Genomic DNA, 15,839 nt, shown 5'->3' with positions numbered 1-15,839 from the left:
GGGGTTATTTTAACATCTTTCTTGGCTTGCCTGGTACTTTGTGGTGCGTAGGACAGCGTGGGGCGTATGATTCTTGAGCTCCAATTAAAATAATTTCATCGTTATAATTTGCCGGCATTCCGTTTACAAACCGTTGTGTTCGAGTTGCTTCTTTGCCACATATTTTTCCATCTTCTTCACAATGGTATGTACAAATGGCTGTTAATCTTTCGATATCGTCTGATTTTGCAAGAAGTACTGGCATTTGCCCAAAAGGTTCGCCTCTAAAATCTAAAGGTAGGCCATCAAAATTTACTTCTATATCTCTTTCAACAATTTCGTCAACAACCGGAACTATATTTTCATCCATAAATTGAATTTCATCAATGGCTACTATTTCTGTATTTTTAGTTAAATAGTTTAATATTTCTTCTGAAGTAGCAACAGGTATGGCTGCGTGTTCGGCACCTGCATGAGAACGGATTTTGTCCTTTCTACCCCATCTGTCATCAATGGCTGGCTTAAAGACAAGGACATCTTTGCCAGCAATTTCAGCTCTAGTAACTCGTCGCAACAATTCATCAGTTTTCCCGGCGAACATATTGCCAGAGATTCCCCGTATTCTTTCGGTCATGGCAAAAAGATTATTGACCTTTACAGATGAGATTTCAAGAGGAAAGAATTGCTGACTCGACAGCTTTATAAGTTTTTTCTATATCGGGTGTTACATTAATAATTTCTAAATGATATTCATCTTTAAAAGATAAAAGTAACTCTCTTGTTTTTGCCCATTTTTCATCTCCTTCTTCAAATCTATGTTCCAATTCTCTTCCGCTTGTAAATCTTTCACCTACCAGAAGAAATGCTTTATCGGGTATCCTTAAATCTTTATTAAAATGCTTAAGTGTATTTAAAGGCACACCTTCGACTAAGCCGCTAACAATTCCAGTCAAAGTATAGTCTTCAGCAATTACATTAATTCCTGCTTCTAAAAGTTCTTCTAAAGCTTGCTCGAAATCGCGTCTATTTTCGGCGCAAAGAAGCTGTAAACATTCTGCTGTCATTTCTTTTCGCTTGTGAATAACAGCATCAATTACAGGACCATTTGGTTCTAATTCGTAAAGAGGATACTTGATGTATACAAAACCTTTGTGTTCATCAGCAAAACGCTTCAAGGCTGTGCTTTTGCCTGTATTTGGTGCTCCATATACGACTGTGAATTTTCCAGACATATTTATGTTTATATTAATCTTTCTTTTTTATATTTATCAATTTTCCATTTCCAAACTGGTTTACCACACCAGCCTGTGCCTTCAGGACATCGCCCTGTTCCCGCCGCTTCCGCAACAGCGCAAGGAGCCAGGAATAATTCCGCAAATTCGGGAAATTCTTCAGTTAACATTTCGACTTGTTCGATAGAAATAAAGCAAAACTCTTCCTGGGCAAGAAAACATAATCTTTGTTTAAATCTATGAAGCCAATCAAACATGTCGCCTGTTTCAACAATTCTTATAGTTTGGGCATTTGGTAACAATTTCAATGCGACTTCTCTGGGAACTCCTGCTTGAAGACACTTTTCCACATTTGCATAGATATTGGTCATAATTTCGTCGTACTTAGCTCTTAATTCTATATTTTCTCTTATAACTAATGGCGTCATATAATCGGCGGTACCATCGTAAATATCGTCCACGGTTGGCACAGCTCCAGGCGTTCTTCTTTGCCTTTGTCTTTGCGATTCTGCTGTATGAGACAATTTAGTTGCGGCGGTAATAGAAACTTGTCGGAGACACTCAGTAAAGGGATCTAGCATTCCAGTTTCATAAACATCAGCGAGCAAAACATTGTTTACTGGAGAAATTAATAATTTAATTGCTTCGTCATCTGGTAAATCTTTTTCTGTAGCGCCAGTAATATTTCTTACTGCAAAAGCCAAAACATTTCTTAGATTTCCTGTCGTGCCTAAAATAATAGAGTTTTTATTATTCAGTTGTTCATCAAACTCTTGTTTCTGTTCTGTTCGTGTTTCAGAAAAATGAGGATGCTCATAAGGCGGCAACGGTTTATCTAATTCAAGCAAAATTGAAGGGTCAACTTCGGCAATTTCTTCGACCATGGTTGCAATTGTATATTTTGCTTCGTCGCTAAAATTCTCAAATTGACTTGCTCTAAAAAGTCTCATAATCTGCAATTCACTTAGCGTATGGTACATTGTCGTCTTTTGAGCGATTGGCAAAACATATCTGGCAACTTCCTGGCAAATTTTGTCGACCTTGGAATTTAATCTTTTGGCAGTTTTCTCATAATTCCACCCTGCTCCCGGATACATGTTTTGTACCCTTTGCTCGACACTTTCGTGTAAAGATGTAAGTAAATTAAAATAAGCTTTGTTCATATACTCGGCCGAGGTGATGTATAAATCTCTTTGTTCTGGAGTTAACCCCGCTGCAACTTCATAGTTACCATCTTTTGCTTCGACATATCTTTGGCTTTGTTGTTCTGAGTTATAAAAAGGATTTGCATGTAGCACCCTTTCTGCCAAATCCCGGGTTACATTTATATGAAAAGTAAAATTAGCATGCATGCGAGTCGTGTGATGACCAGCTTCGGCTGTACGATCAGCAATTGCTTGCTGGCGATCTTCAAGGCGAGGTTTTAGAGTTGAAACTCCAGCCGCATAGCATTGCATGGCTGCGCTAATGGAGATATCGCGAACACCAACTTTCCCTTCTTCATCTCCAACCACAAGAGGGCAAATAACTAATATTATTTGAGGTGGATTCTCAAATTTTTCACCAAGCTTTTTATATTCCAATAAAGTGTTTACAACATCCGGTTTTATTTTTTCCTGATTTGCTCCTGGAAATTCTGCACTCATTTTTTCTTGTCCTTTGTAAAGTCTTTCCAGATTTTACTTGTTGTCGGGCCAACTTGGCCGCTATATTTACTTCCTTTTTTTGGACCGTATGGATTTTTGGCGGGCGTGCTTAATCTTGTGAAAGACAATTGGCCAATTCTCATTCCGGGGTAAAGAGCAATGGGAAGAGTGGCAACATTTGTAATCTCAAGAGTTATAAATCCGCTAAAACCAGGGTCGATAAAACCGGCCGTTGCATGAACTATAATCCCCAATCTTCCTAAAGAACTTCTTCCGTTTAATTGGGCAACCAAATCATCCGGGATGGTAACTTTTTCAATTGTTGTGCCTAAAAGAAATTCACGGGGATGAATAATAATTGGGTCACCGTTTTTTACTTTAATCAATTCCATGAAATCGTCGGCTGGCTCTTTGACATCAAGAAAAGGTTTACGGGAATTTTTAAAAATACGAAATTCATTATCCATTTTGACATCTAAACTCGCTGGCTGAATTGCTTTTGAGTCAAAAGGGGAAATTTTAAGTCTTTTCGACTTTATTTCTTTTTGAATATCAACGTCAGATAAAATCATCTATTATCTCCATTTCCGTGAAGCTTATTTCTTTTTTGCCTCGAAGTTAATTTTTCGACGTTTGCTACCGCAACATCGTTAAGTTTAATTCCAAGTTCTAATGAAAGTTGCGAGACATACCATAAAATATCTCCAAGTTCTTTTTTAAGTTCCTCATTGTTTTCTTTCGTCAGTTTTCCATTGTTATCTCTAAATAATTTTTTAATTTTTTCTAGCACTTCACCTGTTTCTCCAGCTAAACCAAGTGCAGGATAAACGAAGTTTTTACCAATTTTGGGATAGATTGCAGTTTTCTTAGTAAATTTTTGGTAATCGTCGAAGTTCATTTAACTAAAGTATTTTTTAATTGTTTTTATTTATTATGTCAATAGTATAAAATAAATTATGGCAGAAATACCTGGTTATAATCCCGAGGAGGCAAAACAATTACGTGAAGTAATGGATGCTTTAACCGATGCTAATGCACTTTTGCCGATTTTACATATAACACATCATGGAAACAGAAGGGCAACCATAGGCCACGTTCGAGATATTGCATCAGATAGTGATGTGTACGAACAAAATATACAGGAACCGGAAAGATTTGAAGATTTGATTGGTTGGGTAATTCCATTTGAGGCAAATGATCATCATGCCTTTGCTGTAATTAAGGCTTCTGATTTTTCAACATCAATTCATTTTGCCAAGAAGGAAGACAGAGATTGGTTTAAGGAAATAGATGCTGATCATTGGGAACCTGGTAAAAAGGTTAATTTGTTTAATCCTACTGAGGTTGATCATATACACACAGATGGTTTAAATATGTATTGGGAAGATGTTTTAAAGAGATTAGTTCCTACTAACCCCACACACACAGCAGAAATAGATAAATTGTTGGAGGAATCTTTGAGACAAGCAAAAGAAAGAGTGATTCAAAGTCAAAGAGCGCAATTTGAGAATTCTGAAAATACAAAAAGATCGTTAATAAATTTCCTCAAAGGATTACAAAGCAAAGATTAATTGTCTTTCTTTTCTTCTTTTTTCTTTTTCTCTAATTTTGGATTTTGCCAGCTTGCAAAATCACATTCTGGATATCTGCTGCAGCCAAAAAACGGTCTGCCTTTTGAAGTCTTTTTAACTATCACGTCACCTTTTTTACATTTTGGACAAGTCATGCCGATTTTTTCCATATATTTTCCTGTATATTTGCAGTCAGGAAAACGAGAACAACTCAAAAATTTTCCAAATCTTCCAATTCTTATTACTTCATCCCCTTCTTTGCACAAAGGACATTTGCGCCCTGTTTTTTCAACTGGAATTGCAATTCGTTTTGCATTTTTGGTAACGTCTTCCAATTTTTTATGGAAAGGCCCATAAAATACTTTAATCTCTTTTTCCCAACTTTTATCGCCTGCGGCGACCTGATCCAGATCGTCCTCCATGTCTGCGGTAAATTTATAATCTAGTACCTCTGGAAAGTTTTGTGAAAGAAAATCTGTAACTGCAATCCCAACTGGAGTTGCAAAAAACTTGCGTTCTTTTTTCTCCACATATTGCCTTACCTGAATTGTTGAAATAATTGGAGCGTAAGTTGAAGGACGGCCAATTCCTAATTTTTCAAGAGTTTTAATTAAAGAGGCTTCATTATATCTTGCTGGAGGCTCTGTGAATTTTTGAATTGGATTAACTTTTATTAAATCTAATTTTTCTTCTTTTTCTACGCTTGGCAACTCAACTTCGTCAGCTGAAACTGCTTTTGGCATGACTTTTCTCCATCCATCAAATTTCATAATTTGGCCAGAAGCTCTCAATAAATAGTCAGATGCTTTAACATCAATAGTAGTTGAATCAAAAACTGATTCTGCCATTTGGCATGCAGTGAACCTTTTCCAAATTAATTCATACAGTTTTTTAAAATCTCCTGCCAAATCTTCTTTTGATTTAATTGTTGGGTTAGTCGGGCGAATTGCTTCATGTGCCTCCTGTGCGTTTTTCGATTGTACTTTGTACAATCGGGGAGCTGCGGGAACGTATTTGTCACCAAATTCTTTCTTAATATAATCTCTAACTTTAGCTACAGCTGTAGTATTAAGATTTACAGAGTCAGTTCTGTGATAAGTAATTAAACCTTCTTCATAAAGGTTTTGAGCGGCGCGCATTGTGCGCTTTGCACTCCATCCGAATGAAATTGCGGCAGACTGAGTCATTGTGCTTGTAGTAAAAGGCGCGTAAGGAAGTTTATGCATTTCGCGTTTTTTAATATCGCTTACAACATAATTTGCTTTGTTTAAGTCTTTGACTATTTCATCAGAAGTCTTTTTGTCATGTGACTCAAATTTTTTATCTTTTACTTTTACAAGTTCAACAGTAAACTTTTTGTTTGCTTTACCTTTAACGTCTGCAAAAATCTGCCAGAATTCTTCAGGCTTAAATTTTTCAATTTCTTTTTCTTTATCAACTATTAAACGGACTGCGACTGACTGTACACGGCCAGCTGATAAACCGCGGCGAACTTTTTTCCATAAAAGCGGCGATAATTCATAACCAACCAAACGATCTAAAACCCGGCGGCCAATTTGTGCATCAACTAAATGTTTATCAATAGCACGCGGATGGGCAATAGCTTCTTCGACAGCCTCTTTTGTAATTTCATGAAATGTAATTCTTTTTTTATTTTTATTTTCAACAACTTCGCTAACGTGCGCTGCAATAGCTTCCCCTTCGCGGTCAGGATCTGTCGCGATATAAACCATTTTGGCTTTTTTAGAATCTTTTTGAAGAGATTTTATAACATCAAGCTTTTTTTCCATTTCTTGATAGTCAGGCTTAAAATTATGCTCGACATCAATTCCTAATTTTGATTTGGGCAAATCCTTAATATGGCCCATGGTTGCTTCTACCTGGTAATCTTTTCCAAGAAATCGGTTTAAAGTTTTTGCCTTAGTTGGCGACTCAACAATAATTAGATCCATATATAAGTATAAGCTAAGCTTGTGATGATTACATCATAGAGATTATGTTATCAGAGGTGTCAAGAGAGAGAAGTTCCTTCGTAAGCTGATTGAAGCATAAAAAAATCATCTTTATATAAGTGCTCATTTCCGTTATTTGACGAAGAAATTACATTTCCTTTTGAGTCATATTTAATATATCCATCTTTTGAAACATCTACATTGTTATCAAAAGTATATTCTATTATTTGTTGTTTAAATCTTCCATTTATTTGCTGTTCTATTATATTTTCTTCAAGATCTAGATGTATGTTTGTGCCAGACGAATCCGTAGCATTTATACTTAAATGTGTGGTGTTTGTTCGTGCTACTGATTGCTTGTTTGTATATATGGCGACTTCTAAATCTTCGCTAAGCACCAGTTTTCCTGTTTTTTGTTCGTTTTTACTAATAATTACTCGTATAGTCGTATCTTCTGTGGTTATAAATTTAGGAAAATCACCAACAGGAATATTCGTATTTACACCATTTGAATTTGTACAATAACAGTCTTCAAAAATGTTATTTTCGATATTTAGATACTTTGTGTAATAAAAACTACAGTTTTGGTTATTTCTATATGTGCCATTTTCTAAAGAGATATAAACAACTTCAGAAATATCAGGACTAGGATTTAAGTGGATTTTGTTGACAATTACATTAGCCAGCATTTGAAAGGCTTGCATGTTTCCTTCTTCTTTTTGTAAGGCAGTAAATTCTGCAAAAACATTTGAAGTATCAGCTAGACTATCTTTTCTCGACAAAAGTGCGGCAGCTCCGGTAGTGACTAAGGTAGAACTTATAATTCCAAGCCCAAATAGTCTCAAAAATGTTCTTCTGCTGACTTTTCCAGTTGCGGGTGGGTTGTCTGGTTTAATATCTGCCATTAAGATAATCTAATACATCTTCAGGTTTATTTGCAATATTTGCACCGTTTTCGATGAGCCAATCTGTTGCAGGGCTTCCAGGTATTGCAAAAACTTCAACTCCTAAATTTGCTGCGTGATTTGCTGTGCTAATACTTCCTGATCTTTTTTCTCCTTCAATTACAACTACGGCTCTAGAAAGACCTGCAATGATTTGATTACGAGCTAAAAAGTTTTTGCCAACAGGGGTTGTACACTCTTTAAATTTTGTTAATAAACATCCATGCTTAATTATTTTTTCTGCCAGTTTTTTGTTTTCTTGAGGGTAAACTCTGTCTAAACCATGAGCTAAAACTGCGATTGTTCTCCCATCTGCGTCAAGAGCTGCAGAGTGCGCCAAGGTATCAACCCCTAAGGCAAGACCAGAGACAATTGTAAATTTATTTTTGGCTAGATAAAATGCAAAATCATATGCTAGTTTTTGTCCGCGAGTGCTAATTTTACGGGAGCCGACAACTGCAACTGCGTTTTTGTCTTTTGGTAAATAAGTTCCTTTTATGAAAACATTAAGAAGTTCATCCTGGATTTTAAGCTGCATCAAGTTTTTGTGTTGGGTATGTTAAATTGTCAACCTTTTTCATTGTTTCTTCGATTGTTTTTAAATTTGTTCCAGGAAAAAGAGATTCATATTTACCAGAAAACTCTTGTCCGTTATTGTTTGTAATTTTTCCTGTTTCTTGATCCAATTTATATAGATCAATTTTGTTTTCTTGGACCATTTGTAATTCATGATTTGGAGTTAGAAACAAACTTGGAGTAATTTCAATATTTCTCTTGGTGAGCTTTGCCTGCTCAGCAAGATCGTTATTTCGAAGAACTCTTTTAAAGATACTATTGAGTTGTGAGGTTTTTTCTTCCGGGGTAAGTGTCGTTTCAGTGTCTATACCTTTATCTGACATAATTCATTATATTACTTTTTGCCAAAATAATATCCAAGAATCTCCTTTGCTATTGGAGCGGCTACTTCTGAACCCTGGCCTGCTTTTTCTACTATTACATCAATAACAATTTTTGGATTATCTGCTGGAGCAAAAGCGGCAAACCAGGCATGGGTAAGATTTTGATCTCCTGTTTCTGCAGTTCCTGTTTTACAGGCAACAGTCACTTGAGGGCCAGAAACTTGTGCAGAACCTGTGACATCTGGACTATTCCAAGGGAAAAATGGAAAACCTGTTCCGCCTGTTGAGCAGGCATCAATCATTCCTTCTTTAATTGTTGATAAAGTATTTGGATTTAAATTTAGACTGTAACAACTTTTTCCAACTGAGGCGTTTACATAAGGCTTACAAATCTGCCCGTCGTTTGCAACGACTGATGCCAAAATATTTGATGCAACTGGAGTAAGATTTACATCTCCCTGGCCAATTGAAACGTTATAGGTATCTCCCAAAAACCATTTTTCGCCGTTGAATTGCCGTTTCCACGCAGGAGACGGGATGATTCCTGTCGCTTCATTTGGCAAATCAATTCCTGAAGGTTTATCAAGCCCGAATTTTTTGGCCCATGAAGACAAATCGTCAATACCAACCATTTCCCCGACTTTATAAAAGAAAGTATCTGTAGACCTTGCTATTGCACGAACAATATTTATTGGACCTTCTGTTTTTCCATATTCATCCCAATACCAGTTGTCGTATTTATAGCCATTTAATTCAACATATCCAACATCATCATATGTAAAATTCGTGTCAATTTTATTTTCTTCAAGAGCTGCAGTTGAAGTAACAATTTTAAATGTGGAACCTGGATGATAAAGACCATCAAGGCTTCTATTGAAAAGTGGAAGATTTGGATCAGTAAAATAACTACTTAGTTTTTTTGAATTACTGTTTATGAAATCATTTGGATCAAAACTGGGGAAAGAATACATTGCAAGAACCGCGCCCTGGCCATTAGTAATAACAATAGAACCTTTGCGGCCTACAGGAAGATTTTCTCCTTCTGAGGTGTTTATTTTTAAATTATTTACGGTATCAGCAACTTTTTGCTGTAACCCGACATTAATTGTAGTTTTAATATCACTTCCCGGAACTGGATTTTTAATTCCTAAAACTCGAACAGGATTTCCAGCCGCATCAACTTCAATTAACTCTTCGCCATCAATTCCGCGAAGAGTACAATCATATTCCTGTTCAAGTCCGCTTACGCCAACATAACTATTTGTAATTCTTGGGCCTTTATCAGGGCAATTTGGATCGACTTTATTAACTTCATCAGCGTCAACTTCGCTTAAATAACCAGTTAAATGCGCAGCGTCAGGGCCTAAATAATAATCCCGTTTACTTTCTGTAATACTATTAATTGCACTTGTATCAGTTGTGTCCAAACTTTTTTCAAAACCATTTGTCGTAAATATAATTTTTTCCTGGATGGGAGTGTTACCAACAATTGGAGTACCATCGCTTCCGAGTATTTGCCCACGAGGAGCGAGAATTGGAATACGGCGAATACGATTGTCATCAGATAATGTTCTATAATAATCACCTTTTATAATTTGAAGTTCGCCTAAGCGAGCAAATAAAATCACTGCAACTAAAACAAGTAAACCTTTTAAAAACCAGGAAAGCCAACCAGGATTTGGAGAATCATCAAGAGTATTCATTGGTATCTATAATTCTACAAGAAGAAAGCAATAGATTGTTAGAGAATTTCTTTTATTATCCCTTCAGGATATCTTCCCGTTGCTAAAACATTTAATTTTTCCGTTGCCCACTCTTGCTCTTTTGCAGATTTTGGAGAATGAACATCAACTATTAATCTTCCTCTGGGTGTGGAAATTGCATATCTATTGGCTGTGCCAAAAATATTATTTGTGTCGTCTGTGACTAAATAAAAATCATGGTCTAAGTGGAAATCACTACTATCTTCATATTCATTGCCATTTTCTTCTGTAATTAAAAACACAACAGATGCTTCTACTTCCCTTGCATGTGTGTATTTTTCAAGCATTTCTGATTTTATTTCATCAAGCGAGACGAGCTTTCTCATTCCATTTACTAATCGGGTTAGTCTTTTTCTTGTTTCTTTTTTGACAAGCAATAATTCATCGACTTTTTCTTTGTCGCTAAGTTTCAAAGCACCAACTTGGGCATATTGAAAATTTTGACGAACATTAATTAATTCTGCTGACATAAACTGGATTCCTTCCTAAGAAGAATTATATTTTATTTTCTAACTTATCAATATGCAACGGGCAAAATATGTGAAGATTTTACACATTTGCAAATAATAAAGTTTGTAGTATAAAGATTTATTAATTATGGCAGTTGAATCAATAACACATCGGAATATGAAAAACGTTCTTTTGTTGCAGTCAGATAAAGTTTCTGACATTCGGAGAGCAATTAAAGAAGGTGTAGAATCTTCTGAAAAAATAGTAGAAAGTCTTGAAATTCAAAAAGGGTTAAGAACAATTAGCTCTGAAACATGTAGCGAATTGTCAGCACATTATCTTTATTACACTAAATTATCAGGAAAATCTTAATAGACTACTTTATTCCACTAGTAACTTTAATCTGGGTTAGTAACTTTTCATTTTCTAAAAGTTTTCCTGCACCTTTGACAACACTGCTTAATGGATCGTCAGATACAATCACTGGCATTTTGGTAACTTCGCCTATTGCTTTATCAAAACCTGCAATTTGCGAGCCGCCGCCCGTCAGGTAAATTCCTTTTTGCATAACGTCAGCTACCAATTCTGGAGGAGCTTCTTCTAAAATGTCTCGAATTTCTCCAACTATTTCATTTATTGTTGGGGCAAGAGCTTCGCCGATTTCTTCACTATTTAATTTGATAGATTTAGGTAAACCAGTTTCCAAATCTCTGCCTCTTACAACTGTGAATTTTTCTTTTGTCTGCCCTACTGATCCAACAGAAATTTTAATGCTTTCAGCTGTCGGCTGACCTAAAAGTAATGAATATTTTAGACGCGCATAATTTATTATTGCTTCGTCCATTTCATCACCTGCAATGCGAATTGACTTACCAACTACAACACCGCCCAAAGAAATTAGCGCAATATCAGTTGTTCCGCCGCCGATATCGACAATAAAACTTCCTCCCGGATCTTCTATTGGAAGACCGACGCCAATTGCTGCGGCCATTGGCTCTTCAACTAAATAAACTTTTCTGGCACCTGCCTGAATTGCAGCATCGGCTACAGCGCGCCGCTCAACTTCTGTAACACCAGACGGGATTCCAATAATAACTTTGGGCCTTGGGATTTTGGGAATGATATTTCCTGATTCGTGAACTTTTCTGATATAAAACTTGAGCATGCTTTCTGTTGCGTCAAAATCTGCAATAACTCCATCTTTTAAGGGGCGAACAACTTCAATAAGAGTTGGGGCGCGGCCAAGCATTTTTTTGGCAGATAAACCGATTGATAATATTTCTTTAGTTTTTTTTTGCCTTGCTACAACCGAAGGCTCGCGAATAACAATGCCCTTGGTTTTTACAAAAACTAAAGTGTTTGCTGTTCCTAAATCTATGCCGATATCAAAACTAAGAAGACCAAGAATGCGATTGATCATGATGTGAAGCTAGTATAACACGGGTATTAACCCGTCTTGTCACAACAAGTTGTGATAACATTTAGACTATAAATGATTGAATGGCTTTTTTATATTTTGTTCTTTATTTCGCCCTTGATTTTTTACCCTAAAACTTCTGAAGTTTTTGAATTTAACAAAATTGTTGTTGTTTATATTTTTACAGTTTTGATTACTGGGGCCTGGATAATTAAAAGCATTCAAAACAAAAAATTTATTTTCAAAAGAACAATTCTTGATATTCCCTTATTAATTTTTATTGGCTCACAAATTATTTCGACAATTCTTTCAATAGATCAGCGAACTTCTATCTTTGGATATTATTCAAGATTTAATGGCGGATTACTTTCTACAATTTGTTATGCACTTCTCTACTTCGCATTTGTAAATAATTTTGATAAAGAGAAATCTAAAAAAATAATTTTGATAACTTTAATTTCTGCAACTGTCGTTGCCATTTATGGAATCATGGAACATTTTGGAGGAAGCATAAGTTGTATTTTTGTTAGCGGCAAATTTGATGATAATTGCTGGGTGCAGGATGTGAGAACACGCGTTTTTGCAACTTTAGGGCAGCCAAATTGGCTTGCAGCAATGCTTACTTCGCTTGTACCACTGGCGTGGTACGGCGCGTTTCAAACAAAACAACAAAGAAACAAGATAATTTATATAACACTTTCAGTAATATTTTTTGCATGTATTTTATTTACAAAATCCAGAAGCGGACTTCTTGGACTTGCAGCAGCAAGTTTTATTTTTGGAATTTATTATTTCAAAAAATATTGGAAACAATTGATTATTATTGGAGTTTTATTTTTATCTGCAATTTTAATTTTTGGAACTGATATAACACCAAGTATTTTTCAATTAGCACAACACAAACAAGTTGTGCAGACTACTGACACATCAGAAGGAGGAACAGAATCTGGAGCGATCCGCGAAATAGTTTGGAAAGGAGCTTTGCAAATTGCAGAGCATTACCCTATCTTTGGAACAGGAGTTGAAACTTTTGGATATTCTTACTGGCAATACCGACCAATTGAACACAACACAACAAGCGAATGGGATTATTTATATAACAAAGCACATAATGAATATCTTAATTTTCTCGCTAATACTGGAGCAGTTGGACTTATTACTTATTTAATTTTTATTGGGGTTTGTATTTATACTTTGCGAAAAAATATTGCCCTTCTTGCTGGTTTCATTTCCATTTTGATTACAAATTTTTTTGGATTTTCAGTTGTAATTATTTCAGTATTTACTTTTATAATGCCCGCGCTTGCAATAACTTTAAATAAAAAGAATATAGAAAATAAGCAAAGCTTCTCACTTCGTGATAACCAAAAATTATTTATTGCTGGAATATTTATGGTTGGAGGATTTTTAATTTTTACAATTGCCAAGTACTGGCTCGCTGATTATCATTACAACTATGCACAAAATGAACTTAATGCCGGGCAATATAGCGACAGCGTAAAAGATATTCAAACGGCAATAAATTATCAACCCGATGAAGCTATTTATCACAACGAAGCTGCAAGAATTTTTACAGCAGTCACTGTTGGATTTTTAGATAACAAACAAGCAACAGATGCTGCACAAATTGCGCCTTATGCATTAAACGAAAGTGATATTGCATTTAGTGAGTCACCAAGAAATATGAACATAAGAGAAACTAGAATGAGCGTATTTCTTGAACTTTCGCCCTTTGATGCAAGCTATACACAACAGGCCATTAATTTAATAAACGATACAATTCCCCTTTCGCCAACTGATCCAAAATTGCCACTTCTTCTTGGAAAAACTTATGCAAATGAAGGAAAATTAGATTTGGCAATTCAAGAAATTAATAAATCTTTAAAATTAAAACCTGATTACGCTGATGCAAAAAATGCCTTGGAAGCTGTGGAGAAACTACAAAATCAGAAGAAAAAGTAGATTTTTGATATAATTAGGCATGATTTTAAAAGTAGTGGACGTTAAAAATCCTATTTTACGAGCAAAAGCTAAAAATGTTTCCAAAATAGATAAAAAAATTTTGGCTTTGATTGCTGATATGCAAGATACTTTGAAGGCTCAAAAAGATCCTGAAGGAGTTGGGCTTGCAGCTCCTCAAGTAAATAAATCTTTCCAACTTTTTGTTGTTGATTACAAGAATTTAAAAAGAACAATTATAAATCCTGAAATACTTGAAACTTTTACAAAAGAGGTTGAAGAGAAAAAGCCAAAAAAGAAAGTGAAAAAAAATGAAATACTTGAAGGCTGTTTGTCACTTCCCCATTATTACGGCCCAATAAAACGCGCTGATCGTGTTAAATTAAAATATATGGATGAAACTGGAAAAGTTATTGAGGAAGAATTTGAAGGATTTGCTGCACAAATAATGCTTCATGAAATTGACCACTTGAATGGTGTTTTATTTGTGGACAGAATTTTAGAACAAAAATCTCCGCTTTATAAATTTGATGGCGATGAATGGGAGGAAGTGGAAATTTTATGACAAGCGATACAAAAGTAATTTTTTTTGGGACACCAGATTATTCTGTCCCAGTAATGGATGCATTATATAAAAATTACAAATTAGTTGCCGTTGTGACACAAGCAGCAAAACTTGTTGGGCGAAAGCAAATTAGAACTTTTAGCCCTGTCGATAATTGGGCGCATAAAAGAAAAATCCCTGTATTTACTTCCTTTGAAGATCAATTGCCTGAAGCAAGCTTTGCAGTTGTAGCAAGTTTTGGAAAAATAATTCCAGAAAAAATAATTAAACATTTTCCAAACGGAATTTTAAATATTCATCCATCGCTACTTCCAAAATATCGCGGTGCTTCCCCTATTCAATATCAAATTATTGATGGAATAAAAGAAACTGGAGTCACAATAATTAAAATGGATGCAAAGATGGACCATGGGCCAATTATTTCTCAAATTACAGATGAAATTAAAGATAATGACACAAATGAAACACTTCGAAAAAGATTATTTGAAAAATCTGTTGAAATTTTAATGGAATTATTGCCAAATTATTTGGCAGGAAAAATTAATCCTAAAGAACAAAATCATGATGATGCAACTTTTACAAAAATGATTTCGCGAGAAGAAGGATATGTGGATTTGCAAAAAGATGATACCAATTTAATTGACAGAAAATTTAGAGCACTCTCCCCTTGGCCTGGAATTTTTACATCTGTAAAAATTGATGATAGAAATTTGAGATTAAAAATTTTAAAAATGCATTTGGATGAAGGAAAATTAGTTTTAGATAAAGTGCAACTTGAAGGGAAAAAAGCAGTTCTCTATAAACAATTTATTCAGGCTTATCCTGAAGCAAACCTGCCTTAGTAAAAGCAGCTAAAGCTTCGTTTACATTTCTTGAGGCAACAAAATGATATTGTTTAATCTTCCCCTTGTTTGGTCCAGATTTTAATTCTTGCTCCAAAATTAGATAAGGTATTTCTTTTTCAATTAAAACTCCAACAAATTCCTCTATTCTCTTCGAATTGAATGAAAAACCTAACATTGTTTTAAAAGTAATAATTTTAGGTTGTCTTTTGTGTGATTGTCTAAAACAAAATTCGCGATGAAGTTGGTCAAGGATTAGTTGCACTTCTTTATTGGTTGGTGCATTTTCTAAATTTTCCATTAACTGGAGGCCGGCAAATTTTCCTCTTCTTTCTGATGTCACTTGAATTAAATAGTAGCTACTCTTGAAGAATAAGTTTTGATTTTGCCTTCTTTTTTGAATCTTTTGATACAAGAAGTACAAAGTCTCATTTTTTGAGCAACTCCATGAACCATAACAGTAGCTTTTTGCAAATTTGGAGCAAAAGTTCTAACTGTCAAAGGAGCTCTTTTATTCCAACGACGACCAGCGACCCCTCGATGATGTCTTTGGGTGCGACCGGCTGTTATACCTTTTCCACAATTCTCACAAACGTATGCCATATGGTGTATTATATATC

General features: G+C 35.2%; 19 protein-coding genes. 5 read left to right on the top strand and 14 right to left on the bottom strand.

All coding sequences use genetic code 11. From position 1 onward, the window contains the following. Nucleotides 1-4: 4 nt before the first annotated feature. The 5 genes from VG895_01125 to VG895_01105 are packed head-to-tail and all read right to left on the bottom strand — an operon-like array spanning nucleotide 5 to nucleotide 3,755. Nucleotides 5-613, bottom strand: a complete 609-nt coding sequence (locus tag VG895_01125; protein HWA51638.1) for a thymidine kinase — start codon at nucleotides 611-613, stop codon at nucleotides 5-7. A 34-nt stretch (nucleotides 614-647) separates the two neighbouring features. Continuing rightward, on the bottom strand, nucleotides 648-1,211 hold the full coding sequence (locus tag VG895_01120) for a hypothetical protein (GenBank protein HWA51637.1): 564 nt from the start codon (nucleotides 1,209-1,211) through the stop codon (nucleotides 648-650). Between the two features lie 8 nt (nucleotides 1,212-1,219). Next, nucleotides 1,220-2,857: an FAD-dependent thymidylate synthase gene (locus VG895_01115; GenBank protein HWA51636.1), complete on the bottom strand. Its 1,638-nt coding sequence runs from the start codon at nucleotides 2,855-2,857 to the stop codon at nucleotides 1,220-1,222. After that, nucleotides 2,854-3,429, bottom strand: coding sequence for a dCTP deaminase (dcd, locus tag VG895_01110; GenBank protein HWA51635.1), 576 nt, complete (start codon nucleotides 3,427-3,429; stop codon nucleotides 2,854-2,856). The genes VG895_01115 and dcd overlap by 4 nt, the downstream gene beginning before the upstream one ends. Further along, on the bottom strand, nucleotides 3,426-3,755 hold the full coding sequence (locus VG895_01105; protein HWA51634.1) for a nucleoside triphosphate pyrophosphohydrolase family protein: 330 nt from the start codon (nucleotides 3,753-3,755) through the stop codon (nucleotides 3,426-3,428). Before VG895_01105 ends, dcd begins: the two co-directional genes overlap by 4 nt. Before the next feature lie 58 nt (nucleotides 3,756-3,813). On the opposite strand from VG895_01105, the gene VG895_01100 reads away from it, so the two are divergent. Beyond that, complete coding sequence (locus tag VG895_01100; GenBank protein HWA51633.1) at nucleotides 3,814-4,428, top strand: hypothetical protein; 615 nt, start codon at nucleotides 3,814-3,816, stop codon at nucleotides 4,426-4,428. Here VG895_01100 and topA read toward each other — a convergent pair. Genes topA through VG895_01070 form a run of 6 tightly spaced genes read right to left on the bottom strand, consistent with a single transcriptional unit; the run spans nucleotide 4,425 to nucleotide 10,456 of the window. After that, nucleotides 4,425-6,380 (bottom strand): type I DNA topoisomerase, encoded by a 1,956-nt coding sequence (topA, locus tag VG895_01095; protein HWA51632.1) that lies wholly within the window; start codon nucleotides 6,378-6,380, stop codon nucleotides 4,425-4,427. The genes VG895_01100 and topA overlap by 4 nt on opposite strands. A 59-nt stretch (nucleotides 6,381-6,439) precedes the next feature. Then, nucleotides 6,440-7,285 carry a hypothetical protein gene (locus tag VG895_01090; protein ID HWA51631.1) on the bottom strand — a complete coding sequence of 282 codons (846 nt, stop codon included), beginning with the start codon at nucleotides 7,283-7,285 and terminating at the stop codon, nucleotides 6,440-6,442. After that, on the bottom strand, nucleotides 7,272-7,862 hold the full coding sequence (locus VG895_01085) for a DNA-processing protein DprA (protein HWA51630.1): 591 nt from the start codon (nucleotides 7,860-7,862) through the stop codon (nucleotides 7,272-7,274). Before VG895_01085 ends, VG895_01090 begins: the two co-directional genes overlap by 14 nt. Further along, nucleotides 7,852-8,223 (bottom strand): hypothetical protein, encoded by a 372-nt coding sequence (locus tag VG895_01080; protein HWA51629.1) that lies wholly within the window; start codon nucleotides 8,221-8,223, stop codon nucleotides 7,852-7,854. The genes VG895_01085 and VG895_01080 overlap by 11 nt, the downstream gene beginning before the upstream one ends. An 11-nt stretch (nucleotides 8,224-8,234) precedes the next feature. Then, nucleotides 8,235-9,926: a penicillin-binding transpeptidase domain-containing protein gene (locus VG895_01075; GenBank protein HWA51628.1), complete on the bottom strand. Its 1,692-nt coding sequence runs from the start codon at nucleotides 9,924-9,926 to the stop codon at nucleotides 8,235-8,237. A gap of 38 nt (nucleotides 9,927-9,964) precedes the next feature. Then, a complete protein-coding gene (locus tag VG895_01070; protein ID HWA51627.1) occupies nucleotides 9,965-10,456 on the bottom strand; it encodes a hypothetical protein in 492 nt (163 codons plus the stop codon). A gap of 127 nt (nucleotides 10,457-10,583) precedes the next feature. Here VG895_01070 and VG895_01065 point away from each other — a divergent pair, with 127 nt between their 5' ends. Further along, nucleotides 10,584-10,808 (top strand): hypothetical protein, encoded by a 225-nt coding sequence (locus VG895_01065; GenBank protein ID HWA51626.1) that lies wholly within the window; start codon nucleotides 10,584-10,586, stop codon nucleotides 10,806-10,808. A 4-nt stretch (nucleotides 10,809-10,812) separates the two neighbouring features. On the opposite strand, the gene VG895_01060 is transcribed toward VG895_01065, so the two are convergent. Then, nucleotides 10,813-11,856: a rod shape-determining protein gene (locus VG895_01060; GenBank protein HWA51625.1), complete on the bottom strand. Its 1,044-nt coding sequence runs from the start codon at nucleotides 11,854-11,856 to the stop codon at nucleotides 10,813-10,815. A 72-nt stretch (nucleotides 11,857-11,928) separates the two neighbouring features. On the opposite strand from VG895_01060, the gene VG895_01055 reads away from it, so the two are divergent. The 3 genes from VG895_01055 to fmt are packed head-to-tail and all read left to right on the top strand — an operon-like array spanning nucleotide 11,929 to nucleotide 15,219. Then, entirely contained in the window at nucleotides 11,929-13,815 is a 1,887-nt protein-coding gene (locus VG895_01055) for an O-antigen ligase family protein (protein HWA51624.1), read from the top strand. A 19-nt stretch (nucleotides 13,816-13,834) separates the two neighbouring features. Further along, complete coding sequence (def, locus tag VG895_01050) at nucleotides 13,835-14,377, top strand: peptide deformylase (protein HWA51623.1); 543 nt, start codon at nucleotides 13,835-13,837, stop codon at nucleotides 14,375-14,377. Beyond that, complete coding sequence (gene fmt / locus VG895_01045) at nucleotides 14,353-15,219, top strand: methionyl-tRNA formyltransferase (protein HWA51622.1); 867 nt, start codon at nucleotides 14,353-14,355, stop codon at nucleotides 15,217-15,219. Before def ends, fmt begins: the two co-directional genes overlap by 25 nt. Here the strand turns inward: fmt and VG895_01040 are convergent. Both VG895_01040 and VG895_01035 read right to left on the bottom strand, forming a co-directional pair. Continuing rightward, entirely contained in the window at nucleotides 15,185-15,520 is a 336-nt protein-coding gene (locus tag VG895_01040) for a hypothetical protein (protein HWA51621.1), read from the bottom strand. The two genes, fmt and VG895_01040, sit on opposite strands and share 35 nt — an antisense overlap. Before the next feature lie 47 nt (nucleotides 15,521-15,567). Then, nucleotides 15,568-15,822 carry a L28 family ribosomal protein gene (locus tag VG895_01035; protein HWA51620.1) on the bottom strand — a complete coding sequence of 85 codons (255 nt, stop codon included), beginning with the start codon at nucleotides 15,820-15,822 and terminating at the stop codon, nucleotides 15,568-15,570. Between the last annotated feature and the right edge of the window lie 17 nt (nucleotides 15,823-15,839).

It is taken from the genome of Patescibacteria group bacterium (assembly GCA_035549555.1).
Lineage (GTDB): Bacteria > Patescibacteriota > Microgenomatia > UBA8517 > UBA8517 > Co84-156.
The sequence above is the reverse complement of the archived record's forward strand: the minus strand, read 5'-3'. Positions and strand labels throughout refer to the sequence as shown.

Coding starts and splice junctions, on each gene's coding strand:
- VG895_01125 (HWA51638.1), bottom strand. CDS start 613: ATGACCGAAAGAATACGGGGAATCTCTGGCAATATGTTCGCCGGGAAA.
- VG895_01120 (HWA51637.1), bottom strand. CDS start 1,211: ATGTCTGGAAAATTCACAGTCGTATATGGAGCACCAAATACAGGCAAA.
- VG895_01115 (HWA51636.1), bottom strand. CDS start 2,857: ATGAGTGCAGAATTTCCAGGAGCAAATCAGGAAAAAATAAAACCGGAT.
- dcd (HWA51635.1), bottom strand. CDS start 3,429: ATGATTTTATCTGACGTTGATATTCAAAAAGAAATAAAGTCGAAAAGA.
- VG895_01105 (HWA51634.1), bottom strand. CDS start 3,755: ATGAACTTCGACGATTACCAAAAATTTACTAAGAAAACTGCAATCTAT.
- VG895_01100 (HWA51633.1), top strand. CDS start 3,814: ATGGCAGAAATACCTGGTTATAATCCCGAGGAGGCAAAACAATTACGT.
- topA (HWA51632.1), bottom strand. CDS start 6,380: ATGGATCTAATTATTGTTGAGTCGCCAACTAAGGCAAAAACTTTAAAC.
- VG895_01090 (HWA51631.1), bottom strand. CDS start 7,285: ATGGCAGATATTAAACCAGACAACCCACCCGCAACTGGAAAAGTCAGC.
- VG895_01085 (HWA51630.1), bottom strand. CDS start 7,862: ATGCAGCTTAAAATCCAGGATGAACTTCTTAATGTTTTCATAAAAGGA.
- VG895_01080 (HWA51629.1), bottom strand. CDS start 8,223: ATGTCAGATAAAGGTATAGACACTGAAACGACACTTACCCCGGAAGAA.
- VG895_01075 (HWA51628.1), bottom strand. CDS start 9,926: ATGAATACTCTTGATGATTCTCCAAATCCTGGTTGGCTTTCCTGGTTT.
- VG895_01070 (HWA51627.1), bottom strand. CDS start 10,456: ATGTCAGCAGAATTAATTAATGTTCGTCAAAATTTTCAATATGCCCAA.
- VG895_01065 (HWA51626.1), top strand. CDS start 10,584: ATGGCAGTTGAATCAATAACACATCGGAATATGAAAAACGTTCTTTTG.
- VG895_01060 (HWA51625.1), bottom strand. CDS start 11,856: ATGATCAATCGCATTCTTGGTCTTCTTAGTTTTGATATCGGCATAGAT.
- VG895_01055 (HWA51624.1), top strand. CDS start 11,929: ATGATTGAATGGCTTTTTTATATTTTGTTCTTTATTTCGCCCTTGATT.
- def (HWA51623.1), top strand. CDS start 13,835: ATGATTTTAAAAGTAGTGGACGTTAAAAATCCTATTTTACGAGCAAAA.
- fmt (HWA51622.1), top strand. CDS start 14,353: ATGGGAGGAAGTGGAAATTTTATGACAAGCGATACAAAAGTAATTTTT.
- VG895_01040 (HWA51621.1), bottom strand. CDS start 15,520: ATGGAAAATTTAGAAAATGCACCAACCAATAAAGAAGTGCAACTAATC.
- VG895_01035 (HWA51620.1), bottom strand. CDS start 15,822: ATGGCATACGTTTGTGAGAATTGTGGAAAAGGTATAACAGCCGGTCGC.